The organism is Desmonostoc vinosum (genome assembly GCF_059505385.1).
On sequence record NZ_JCACKM010000233.1, the window covers coordinates 1 to 7,650 of the forward strand.

At 40.3% G+C, this 7,650-nt stretch carries 4 protein-coding genes; 3 read left to right on the forward strand and 1 reads right to left on the reverse strand.

The window, feature by feature from the left end; all coding sequences use genetic code 11:
• Positions 1-142: 142 nt before the first annotated feature.
• Positions 143-1,573, reverse strand: coding sequence for an esterase/lipase family protein (locus tag AC5JMF_RS26730; protein WP_495798738.1), 1,431 nt, complete (start codon positions 1,571-1,573; stop codon positions 143-145).
• Between the two features lie 807 nt (positions 1,574-2,380).
• Here AC5JMF_RS26730 and AC5JMF_RS26735 point away from each other — a divergent pair.
• From AC5JMF_RS26735 to AC5JMF_RS26745, 3 genes are all read left to right on the forward strand, one after another.
• A complete protein-coding gene (locus AC5JMF_RS26735; RefSeq protein WP_495798739.1) occupies positions 2,381-4,894 on the forward strand; it encodes a PAS domain-containing protein in 2,514 nt (837 codons plus the stop codon).
• A 315-nt stretch (positions 4,895-5,209) separates the two neighbouring features.
• Complete coding sequence (locus AC5JMF_RS26740; protein ID WP_495798740.1) at positions 5,210-5,707, forward strand: response regulator; 498 nt, start codon at positions 5,210-5,212, stop codon at positions 5,705-5,707.
• On the forward strand, positions 5,673-7,568 hold the full coding sequence (locus tag AC5JMF_RS26745; RefSeq protein ID WP_495798741.1) for a hybrid sensor histidine kinase/response regulator: 1,896 nt from the start codon (positions 5,673-5,675) through the stop codon (positions 7,566-7,568). The genes AC5JMF_RS26740 and AC5JMF_RS26745 overlap by 35 nt, the downstream gene beginning before the upstream one ends.
• Positions 7,569-7,650 lie beyond the last annotated feature (82 nt).

The window sequence follows — 7,650 nt, forward strand, 5'->3', positions numbered from 1 at the left end:
AAGCGCGTAAGCGCGTCAACCAAAACGCGAAATCTAAAAAACCTACCCATAAGAGGTAGGGAGTAGAGGGCAGGGGAGGCAGGGGGAGAAATAACAAACACCAATTCCCCAATTCCCCAGTCCCCAGTCCCCAATCCCCAATTCAACTTTCAAGCACAGGAAAAGTCAATAGCTTGGCTGGGTGTGGTTGTCGGTTAAGTCGTAACTCAATGAGTGTGGTTGTGAATGGACAAAATAATTGTTTATCTTCATCTTTAATCAGATTTGAGATATTTATCGCTCCATACCACGTGCCTGATTCTTCAGGATTTTGTTCATTATGAAGTTGGAAATCATTAGGTAAAAAGCCTCTGTAACCAACTAATTGTGAGCCTGAAGAAACAGTAATGTACATGTATAAGTTATTCAAAATGTTGTTTTGGTGTGTCCACCAACGTATTGGCCACCACTTTTTTTCATTGTTATTGCTATTGAGAATTGGCTCTAAATTGATGTGGAAGCAGCGCAAGCTTTTATCACTACTATATGTATGTACATCCATCTCTAGCTCATCGATTTGTCTTAATTCGCCATCTGTGTAGCTCATGAGCTGAATATTATAATCTGTGATGGGATCATCGCGTTCATCTAAAGCACGAACTACGAACTGCTGCCAAGGTGTTAATGATTTGAGTTCATTTTTGGAGCGTATATATTCAGTTGCGCTGACTTTATACCAAGATTCAAAATCTTGGAGAGATGTTACTTTTAGTGCTTGATCAACCAGATTGACAAGCTCAATGTTTGGTTGTCTCATAATTGTACCGTGGTTCAAGCCTGCGATCGGTACTATCGGATTAATCCCAACGTTGACCCATTTACCAAACTCTATACGTTGATCATCATCAGCCTCTTTTGTGAGGTCAATCATTACCCGGCGCGTGTTCAGTGCTGCGCCTGCCCATCGCACAGTACCATCAGTACCAGGGGTATTTACTAACTGTCGCAAATTCTGATATTGGCTTGTACCACAGAAAATAAACACATAAGGTGTATCACTGTTCGGCCCGTAAAATGGTTTGCTTGCAAGCAAGTCTTGATGTGCTAGATCCCAAGTAAACTTACTTCCTAATTCAAGAGCATCTAACACTAAATCCCCAGCTTCTAAAAAGTCGGGGCCAATCTCTCTATTCCCTTTAACCATCCAACCTAGCCAACTACGTCCCTTATGGGCCAACGGAGAACCAAAGCTTGCTGGCGCTAGTCCAATCAGGTGTTTTAGTCGATGCAACCGATTAGACCGCTTGCTGGCGTATGTAGTCAACCAAGCACGAATCACCAACATCCCGGTTGAATGCACGATCGCATCAAAGCTTTCCTCTTCTTTTATCTTTTCAGATAACGCCAGATCAAACCCTTCAGCGATATCCTTAATTGTCACTTCGTTGGTGAGGGTTACATAATTGCAGATATGAATAATTTTAGTATCGTAGTTTCGCTGTTCTAACTTTTTTTTCCACACCTCGAAAGATTTACCCTGATCAGAGTAGCCATGAATCAGAACAATGGGATTCCTTGTTGAATTGTTTATCATAGATAGACTCACCTGACAATGGTGTAAATAGTAGCTTGATCAAATTAGTTTGATGTATGAACTACTACAATGTAAACACACATTATCTCAAGTTTCATTTGTTACTTGTTTGAAAATTAGGAAAAATTTGTCTAACTGGGAGTGGGGAATGGGGAACTCGGGGCCCCGCTCCCGGAGAGAGTGAGGATTAGGGGGAATTCGGGGCGCTCGCTCCCGCAGGGAGTCGGGATTAGGGGAATGGGGGAGAAATAACAAACACCAATTCCCAATTCTCATTTATAAAGTTTCTATAAATTTACACAATTGACTATGTTGTTGCATAATTTTACTTAAAATGTATTATAATTTTGCTAGTAATCAAGTTATCTGCTTGTTGTACAATTTTAGATGATACCGTAATACTATTTAGCTATCAAATGCAATGATAGCTAGGTAGACTAATGAGCAGCATGAGTTCAGTTATTGGCTGTTAAAGCGAAGTCCAAAAAATTAGATAATTTATTTGTTAGAGTTCTCTTGTTGCAGAAATTGTTGCAGCGAAGAGGTTGCTCTAAGTTGACAATTAAGAAGCTGCACGTAGTTTGCTTACCCTTTGGGGTACGCCAATGCAAAGGGCGAAATCTATGTGTAACTTTCTCCTTGCTCCTTACTCCCCACTCCCTATACTTCTTTTGTCGGAAACCTACGCGTAGCTTGCTTACCCTTTGGGGTACGCTCAGTACAAGCTCCCCAACGCCACTTGCTACAACTCTCTCGACCAGAGCAACGCAGTGGCTCCTCCCCACTCCCTTTTTGAAGAGAGGACAAATGACCAATCTGATTTTGGTTGTAGACGATGAAGATTTAGAGCGAAAATATCTTTGTGAACAGATAGCAAAAGCAGGATATCAAGTGGTAGAGGCGAGTAATGGTTCAGAGGCGCTAGCTATCTGTACTCAGCTATACCCAGATATTGTTCTGCTGGATGCCTCAATGCCTGTGATGGATGCGTTTAGCTGCTGCGCTCAATTACAAGCTTTGCCTAATAGCAAAGATACACCAGTGTTAATGATTACCGCTGCTGATGAGCAAGCAAATGTGGAGCAGGCTTTTGCTATAGGTGTAACGGATTGTATTACCAAGCCAATTCAATGGCCAGTGCTGCGTCAAAGATTGCATCACTTTCTGGAAACTCGCCAGACAATTAGGAGGTTGCAGCAGCAAGAGGCACAAATCAAGACGGTATTAAATGCTGCTCGTATAAGCATTTGGAATTGGAATCTGTTAACTAACAAATTTACCTGCTCAGATAAAAGTGGTAGCAGTGATACATACGACGCTTTTATTGACTGTATTCATCCCCAAGATCGGGATTTTGTCAAGCGATCGCATCAGCAAGCAATTCAAGATGGCGTAGAATATGAAATCGAATTTCGAGTGATTTTATCTGATGGTAGCATCTGCACTTTAGCAAGCAAAGGAAATGTCTTACATAATCAAGCTAGTGCGGCTGTGGGGTTGTCTGGGGTAAATATAGACATCACCAAATACAAGCAAGCACAAGAATTATTAACCATCAGCAAACATCAAGTTCGATCTGATTACACTCAGGCAGTATGGGACGAAGATGGAAATGTAGCGCAGATAGTCACCTCTGGTAACGATATCACAGAACGTAAATTAGCACAAGAACAACTGCGTCAAAGCGAGGAGCGTTTCCAGATAGTTGCCCGCGCAACTAATGATGTGTTGTGGGATTGGAATTTGCTTACAAATCAGATGTGGTTTAGTCAAGCTGTGCAAACACTCTTTGGCTACTCAACAGAGCAAGTAATTGATAGTGTGAATTGGTTGTATGAACGTATACATCAAGATGATCGGCACAGAATCACTACTGATATAGGTGTTGTAATCAATAGTGGTCAACAATTCTGGTCAAACGAATATCGCTTTTGCCGCAGCGATGGTTCCTACGCTTATATTCTTGATCGCGGTTACGTTGTTCACGATCACACAGGCAAGCCAGTGCGGATGATTGGTGCAATGATGGATATAAGCGATCGCAAACGCACCCAAGCCGAATTACTACGCCAAAACATGCGATCGCAATTATTCGCAGATGTCACCTTAAAAATTCGACAATCTTTACAAATTGATGAAATTCTCCAAACCAGCGTCACAGAAGTGCAAAAATTATTGCACGCAGATCGAGTTTTAATCATGCGGCTTCATTCTAATGGCTCTGTGGTAGCAGTACAAGAAGCAGTGGTTCCCGGTTTACCTAATATTTTAGGGCAGGAAATTAACGACCCCTGCTTTCGAGAAATTTACATTCAGAAATATCGTTTGGAAGCGATTGGTGCCATCAATGATATCAAGCAGGCTGGTACCCAATCCTGTCACATCGAACTACTACAAAAATTTCATGTCAAAGCCAACCTTGTAGTTCCCATCTTCCTCAAAAGTCAACTCTGGGGACTGCTCATTGCTCATCAGTGCGCTCATCCCCGCCAATGGACGAATTGGGAAATTGAACTTTTACGACAACTAGCAGACCAAATAGGCATTGCATTAGCTCAAAGCCAGATTTTAGAACAGGAAACTCGTCAGCGTCAGGAACTCTCCCGTTCCAATGAAGAACTACAACAATTTGCCTTTATTGCCTCCCATGACTTGCAAGAGCCACTGCGTAAAATTAAAACCTTTGGCGAAAGGCTCAAAGCCACCTCTGGTGACAAATTGACTGTACAAGGGCTTGATTACCTAGAACGGATGCAAAGTGCAGCTTCCAGGATGCAGATATTAATTGAAGACTTGCTGACACTCTCACGAGTGACCACTAGAGCGCAGCCTTTTATACCAGTGAATTTAACAGAGATTGCTCAAGAGGTATTATCTGATTTAGAAGTGCGTATCCAACAAACAAAAGCACACATCGAGATAGGAGAGTTACCAACCATCAGAGCTGATCCCCTACAGATGCGTCAATTATTGCAAAATCTCATTGGCAATGCCCTCAAATTTCATCGTCCCCAAGTACCACCTATCGTCAAAATCTTTAGTCAATTGTGGAAAAATCAATCAGAGAAATTATGCAATTGCTGCGATAACTGTCAGATCATTATTGAAGATAATGGCATTGGTTTTGAAGAGAAATATCTTGATCGGATTTTCAATGTTTTTCAACGTCTGCATAGCCGTAGTGAATATGAAGGCACTGGCATGGGCTTAGCTATTTGCCGCAAAATTGCCGAACGTCATCACGGAAAGATCACCGCACAAAGCAAGCCGGGGCAAGGAGCAAAATTTATTGTGACATTGCCTATTAACTTTCCTAACTGATTTTTATTTCTAGAGAGGGGTTACTGACAGACCCAAAAATTAGGTTAATTGTAAAGTTCTAAGGTGGAATTTTAGGAAATTACATATTGTATAAATTCATCTTGATATGCGTTAGCAACATTCAGCAATTTACACTATTGTTTGCCACCTGAAATATAGATAACGTCAACATCCTCTGTTATTAGCAAAAATCAGGCTTTAGTACTAAAAATATATATGCATATTTTGGTTATTATGTCAACGTGCTGTTAGCCATCATCTAGCAAGTAGCTAGTAAGATTCATACTAATAAATGTTATCAGGAGAAAAATTAGAGTGAAGGGTCAGCAAACAACTGTCACTATCTTGATGGCAGACGATGATGACGAAGACGGTATGTTGGTGTGTGAGGCTTTAGCAGAGACTCAGATACCCATTAAAATACATATTGTCAAGAATGGTGAGGAGTTAATGGATTATTTGCATCACCGTGGTCAATATGTGAATAAGAATAGCGCACCGCGTCCAGGATTAATTTTACTGGATTTGAACATGCCTAAAAAAGATGGCATCGAGACACTCAAAGATATTAAAACTGATCCTCAACTCCATCAGATTCCTGTTGTCGTCCTCACAACCTCTAGCGCAGAAGAAGATGTACATAATACATATAATTTAGGTGCCAATTCTTTCATCGTTAAACCAACTACATTTGATGCTTTAGTGAAAGTAATTAAGATTTTAGTTAAATACTGGTTTGAAATTGCGGAACTGCCGCTAGAACAAGTGGGAGGAGAAAATGAACAACAGTCTAATCAAGGTATTGTTAATTGATGATGACGAAGATGATTATATTTTAACTTGTTACTGGTTCGGTGAATTTCAAGTAGCTGGTTGTGAGTTGGAGTGGGTGGATAATTATGAAGCAGGCAGAAATGCGATCGCTCAGCAAAAACATGATATTTATCTTGTAGATTATCAGTTAGGCTTACATAATGGACTGGAACTGTTGCATGAAGCAGTTAACAACGGTTGTACCGTTCCCATTATTCTATTGACTGGTCAAGGAGACCGAGAAATAGATCTAGAAGCAATGAAAGCTGGTGCTGTAGATTATCTCGAAAAAAGCCAATTAACAGCACCTTTATTAGAACGTTCTATTCGCTATGCCATTGAACGCAAACAAACAGAAAAGAAAATCCGCGAACAAGCTGCCTTATTAGATGTTGCCACCGATGCTATTTTTGTGCGTGATTTAGACGATCAAATCTTATTTTGGAACAAAGCAGCTGAGAGTCTTTATGGCTGGAAACAAGAAGAGGCGATCGCTCAAAAATCACGAAACCTTTGGCATGAAAAAAACTTGTGGCAATTACAAGAATCAGTAAATATTTTAATGAAAAATGGTTACTGGGTGGGTGAGTTAACTCAAAGAACAAAATTCGACAAAGAAATTATAGTTGAAAGCCGTTGGACACTATTAAATGAGTTTGATCATAAAGCTCAATCAATCCTCGTTGTTAACACAGATATTACACAAAAAAAACTACTAGAAGCGCAATTTCTCCGTGCCCAAAGATTAGAAAGTATTGGCACCTTAGCGAGTGGTATTGCCCACGACCTGAATAATGTGCTTGCACCCATTCTGATGACAGCACAGCTTTTAGAAGCACAGGTTAATGACGAGCGATCGCGGCGATTACTACCAATATTGATCACCAACGCTAAACGAGGAGCAAACTTAGTCAAACAAGTACTCTCTTTTACACGGGGGCTTGAAGGTGAGCGTACTCTTTTACAATTAAAACACTTAGTAATTGAAATTAAGCAAATCATTAAAGAAACTTTTCCTAAATCTATTGAAGTTTTTACCTACATTTCGCAAAATCTTTGGACTGTATCTGGCGATGCTACTCAACTACATCAAGTACTGATGAATCTATGTGTAAATGCTCGCGATGCCATGCCTAATGGCGGCACTTTAAAAATCTCCGTCGAAAACTTTTTAATTGATGATCATTACGCTCAGATGCATCTAGATGCTCAAGAAGGCTCCTATATTGTCATTACTGTAACTGATACTGGAATTGGGATTAAAACGCAAACACTAGAGCGCATATTTGATCCGTTTTTTACTACAAAAGAACCCGGTCAAGGCACTGGTTTAGGTCTTTCGACAGTGCTTGGTATTATTAAAAGCCATGGTGGTTTTATTAACGTACATAGTGAAGAAGGAAGAGGTAGCCAGTTTAAAGTATATCTACCCGCGCAAGAAACCAAAGAAATTATTGAAGAACAAGAACAAGAACTACTATCAGGTAATGGAGAATTAATTTTAGTTGTGGATGATGAAGCAGCTATTAGAGATGTTACTAAAACATCTTTAGAAAGCCATAATTACAAAGCAATCACAGCTAGTGATGGCATAGAAGCAATAGCTTTATATGCAGAACATCGGCATGAAATATCCCTTGTCTTGACAGATATGCTCATGCCCTCCATGGATGGGCTAACTACCATCCGTACCTTGCAAAAAATTAACCCAGATGTAAAAATCATTGCCGTTAGCGGTTTGGCTGCGAACGACAAAGTTAATACAGCTTATGATATCGGTATCAAAGCTTTTTTATGCAAACCATATACAGCAAATCAACTATTACAAACCATTAGTGCAGTTAAAAAGAATGGGAATTGATGAGTTAATAACACACCTACTGGTCTGACACGCGAATAGTACGAGAGCTTGGTAGCCCCTCGGCTTTAGCCAGGGGTGGAAA

What these genes read in the sequence shown, in the direction of transcription:
- AC5JMF_RS26730 (WP_495798738.1), bottom strand. Translation starts at nt 1,573, where the DNA reads ATGATAAACAATTCAACAAGGAATCCCATTGTTCTGATTCATGGCTAC.
- AC5JMF_RS26735 (WP_495798739.1), top strand. Translation starts at nt 2,381, where the DNA reads ATGACCAATCTGATTTTGGTTGTAGACGATGAAGATTTAGAGCGAAAA.
- AC5JMF_RS26745 (WP_495798741.1), top strand. Translation starts at nt 5,673, where the DNA reads ATGAACAACAGTCTAATCAAGGTATTGTTAATTGATGATGACGAAGAT.